The organism is Spiroplasma sp. hy2 (assembly GCF_044714365.1).
Taxonomy (GTDB): Bacteria; Bacillota_I; Bacilli_A; order Mycoplasmatales; family Mycoplasmataceae; genus Spiroplasma; species Spiroplasma phoeniceum.
On sequence record NZ_RXFZ02000262.1, the window covers coordinates 1 to 1000 of the forward strand.

At 22.7% G+C, this 1000-nt stretch carries 3 protein-coding genes; all 3 read left to right on the forward strand.

Translation table 4 applies throughout. The annotated features are described in order from the left end of the window. Positions 1–378: 378 nt before the first annotated feature. From EHV01_RS05915 to EHV01_RS05925, 3 genes are read left to right on the forward strand one after another with little or no spacing between them, the layout of a single operon-like run. Complete coding sequence (locus EHV01_RS05915) at positions 379–570, forward strand: hypothetical protein (protein ID WP_422066653.1); 192 nt, start codon at positions 379–381, stop codon at positions 568–570. A gap of 1 nt (position 571) precedes the next feature. Beyond that, positions 572–721, forward strand: coding sequence for a hypothetical protein (locus tag EHV01_RS05920; protein ID WP_422066654.1), 150 nt, complete (start codon positions 572–574; stop codon positions 719–721). Continuing rightward, positions 705–944, forward strand: coding sequence for a hypothetical protein (locus EHV01_RS05925; protein ID WP_422066655.1), 240 nt, complete (start codon positions 705–707; stop codon positions 942–944). Before EHV01_RS05920 ends, EHV01_RS05925 begins: the two co-directional genes overlap by 17 nt. The last annotated feature ends 56 nt before the right edge of the window (positions 945–1000 follow it).

Below are 1000 nucleotides of genomic sequence, written 5' to 3' on the forward strand. Positions count from 1 at the left end.
TTATTGTTTTCATAAAGAATGTAATCAAGAAAATAAATTACAAGAATTAATGCGTAAAAGTTATTCAGTATCATTTGAAGATATGACTGATGAACATTGAGCATTAGGGAAACAAAATTAGGAGGAATTAAAAAWGATAYGTAATAAAGCATTAAAAATTACCAATAAAAATTATTATTTATACACAAATTGATAGTGATTATTTAGGTAATTTAGAGTTAAATTTATATCTTAAATTTGGTAATGAAGAACGACATGTCCGTACTTTTCAACCAGTAGAATTTGACTTGAATTTGAAATGATATGAAATTGATGAAGTTAAAGGTTTAATAAATGACTATTTAAAAGATGAAGAAGCGGATTATGAGGTGATAAATTATGAAGAATAAAAGATATTTATTAATATCAAAAATGGAATTTGTATTAGGTAATTTTAATAATATAACTTCACATTTATTTTATACATTAGAAGAAGCAAAAATTACTGCTAATCTTGACAATAAAAAAGGATGAGAAACAACAACTATTGATTTAGAAAACGAAAATATTAAATGACAAGGATGTGAATAATATGGAAAAATGTGTTAAATGTAAAATAAATCAAACAAAATATACTAAAAAATGTGGTATGTGTTTGGAAAAAGAGTTAATTTTTACTATTACAGATAGCAAAATTATTGCTACAAATTTATATATGTTTAAAAATGGCAAAATATTGTAAAAATTGCAACTGCCCCGTAAATCAAATTAACGATGATTATTGTTTATTTTATAAAAATAAAAAGAATGTGAATAATATGTGAAAAGATGAAGATGGCAAAATTTACACAGATGAAGACTTATTTAATGAAGCACTTGAAGAATGTCATTCAGAAGATAGCGCTTATGAGTATATTGATACATTAGACTTCTTGCATAACCTAGTTATTTTAAAATTCCTATAAAATATATTTAAAATAGAAATTATAGGAATCTAAAATTATGAAATTTGATAAATTTW